2 protein-coding genes are annotated in these 2,948 nt (G+C 58.3%); both read left to right on the top strand.

Features of this window, described 5'->3' with window-relative positions; translation table 11 throughout:
• The first annotated feature begins 48 nt into the window (after positions 1 to 48).
• Positions 49 to 489: a single-stranded DNA-binding protein gene (locus tag VMU57_RS10305; protein ID WP_325383083.1), complete on the top strand. Its 441-nt coding sequence runs from the start codon at positions 49 to 51 to the stop codon at positions 487 to 489.
• 323 nt (positions 490 to 812) lie between these two features.
• A complete protein-coding gene (locus tag VMU57_RS10310) occupies positions 813 to 2,537 on the top strand; it encodes a serine hydrolase domain-containing protein (protein WP_325383085.1) in 1,725 nt (574 codons plus the stop codon).
• Positions 2,538 to 2,948 lie beyond the last annotated feature (411 nt).

Here is a 2,948-nt window from a genome sequence, read left to right on the forward strand (position 1 = left end):
CTCGCTTTTGGGTGCCTCAAGAAAATGAGGCAGAAAAAGGAGAAAAAAATGTCTTACCTTAACTCAGTAACGATAATCGGATTTGTTGGAGCAGACCCGGAGCAGCGCCAAGCGCGGAACAACAACGGCTCGAAGTTCACCATTCTTTCCGTCGCCACGCAGCGGTCGTGGAAGAACGCGCAGGACGAGTGGTCCTCGAAAACCGAGTGGCACCGCGTTTGCATCTTCTGTACGCGACTGGCGGAACACGTCGCGACGGCGATCAAGAAGGGTTCGCACGTCCTCGTTGAGGGCAGCCTTATCAGCACGACGTACGAACGCGAAGTTGGCAAAGGCAAGAAAGCCAAGACCACCAAGCAGACCTTTTGGTGCATTCGCGCCGATGTTGTGCGCAAGCTCGATCGCGGTGAGCCTGAGCCGGAAACAATCGTTTCCGGTTCTAATGCTTCGGACCAAGCCACTGAAACATCCGATGGCGCTGCCTTCTAGGCCTGGAGTGCATTGGCCCTCCGACTTTCATCGGAGGGCCTTTTTGTTTGCCAGGACCCCACCACATTGCCATCATCCGTACATTTGCACTGTTCTGAATTTTGAACTATGTTGTCGAGTGCGCTGGACCGTGCCGCAGCGTCGGGAATTGAAAGCCCTGATCGAAGGAGGAAGTCGTGAGGAGGAATGCGTCTGATGCCCCCATGAGCGCACCAAGGAATTTACGAGATTCAACAGCGCGTTGGGGGATGCGTGTCGCCCTTAATTTGGCCGTGCTGCTGGTGATTGCGGCATCCGCGTCTGCGCAGGTATCAGGTTGCCAAATGACAGGCAACTGGACAGGCACGCTGAATACCGGCACCGGCTGGCTTCGTTTGGTTTTGCACATTAAGTCAGACGCCGCCGGAAAGTTGACGGTGACACTCGACAGTCCCGATCAGGGCGTTGCGGGACTCGCGGGCGGGGATGCTGATCTGAGTGATGGAACGCTCACATTTGCGGTGCCTTCGGTGCATGGCAGCTACAAAGGAACTGTCAGCGCCGACTGCAATTCCATTTCTGGTTCTTGGACGCAGGGCCAACCGCTGCCGCTAGTGTTCGAGCGCGAAGAGGCGGGTGTCAAGCCGTCGCCCGTGGACGGCTACTGGATGGGAACATTGAAGACGCCGGGTGGCTCGCTGCGTATCGGCGTCCAGGTGAAGACCATTTCGCCGGGCAAGCTGGCGCTCAGTCTCGACAGTCTCGACCAAGGAGCACGGGGAGTTCCGTGCACCGATGCCAGCTTCGTTGGAAACGCATTCATCTTCACCGTTCCGGCTGTCCACGGAAGCTACAGCGGCACGCTCGCTGCCGACGGCAAAACGATCACAGGCACCTGGACCCAAGGCCAACCGCTGCCGCTCGACCTCACGCGGCAGGAAAAAGCTCCCGCTCTTCCTGCAGCGCCGAAAATGCTGCCAGCCCAACCACCCGTTGCCCTTGCCGATCTGAAGCCAGTGCTCGATCGGGAATTCGCGCCATTGCTTGCCACTGGTGTCTTGGCAAAATCGACGGGAGGTGGCGTCGCGATTGGCGTGATTGACCATGGCGAGCAGCGCATCTTCGCTTACGGCGTGGCCCGACCCGATTCGATCTTCGAGATCGGCTCGGTCACGAAGTCCTTCACCGGCCTGTTGCTCGCGCAATTGGTCGAGCAGAAGAAAGTGACTCTTGACGAGCCCGTCCGCGACTTCTTGCCTCCAGGAACCGTGGCCAAACCGCAAGGCGCTGAAATCCGACTGGTCGATCTGGCAACTCAGCACTCAGGCCTCCCGCGATTGCCTAGCAATCTGCACGCCGAGAAAGATCCCACCAACCCCTACGCCGCCTATCATGCCGAGCAGCTCTACGCGTTTCTCGCCCAACACGGCGTCGCGCTTCCTGTCGAACCAAAATTTCTCTACAGCAATCTCGGCTACGGCCTGCTGGGATTTGTTCTGGCTCGCCGCGCCGGCGTCTCCTATGGCGAGTTGGTGAAAAGCGAAATCACCGGGCCGCTGGGAATGAAAGATACCGAGACCACCCTTTCGCCGGAGCAGGAGAAAGGGTTCATCGCGGGGCATACCGCCACTAACGGTACAGCCCCGCCGTGGGATCTTGCGGCTCTGGCCGGCGCCGGCGCGCTCCGTTCCACCGTCGGCGACTTGCTGACGTTCATCAAAGCCCAACTGCATCCGGATCAACTCATGCCGAGCGGCGTGGATCAATCGCACGAGGCGACCCTGCCTGCGGCGATTGCGATGACACATGAATTGCGCGCCGATGGTCCGCCGCAAATGAAAGTAGGGATGGGATGGCTTTACACCGAGCCGACGCACACCTACTGGCACGATGGCGGAACGGGCGGTTACACATCATTTGTTCTCTTCCAACCCGAAAGCGACCGTGGAGTCGTCGTCTTGTACAACCGGGAAGATATCGGCACGAGCGCGGTGATGTTTGTCGATCGCGTAGCGGCCAATGTTGTCGCTCTCATGTCGGGCAAGCCGGCTCTTTCGCTTGGTCAGTAGGGTCAGCGGCAGATCGGCTGTGCCATAACGTGCTGTTCAGGATGGCCACGTTGTCGCGTCCAGGCTGTTCTTCACTGGTGAAAATGTGCGGCCAATGCGGGGGGTTGAACTCCAAGGACCGAGAAGAAATTCCGTCCGCAGCCCTCGGTAAGCAAGCTAGACTTCATCGGATATCGTCTCCCTGGGCGTCATCATCGGCGGGCCTCTTTCTCGGTAAACTCTATTGACGTTCTGCTGCGAGACGAATAACGTATTACTCGAATTAACCCGCACCATCTCTCGCGCCTAGTGAAACAGGCTGCCAGCGGGTAACTTCAGAGCACGGCATTGGGGATACGTCTCTCGAAATGGCTGCTGGCGTTCTTGCTTTCGGTGTGCTCTCTTCTTGTGTTCCTACTTGTGCCCTCCAGA

Origin of the sequence: Edaphobacter sp. (genome assembly GCF_035532915.1) — a bacterium.
Taxonomy (GTDB): Bacteria; Acidobacteriota; Terriglobia; order Terriglobales; family Acidobacteriaceae; genus Edaphobacter.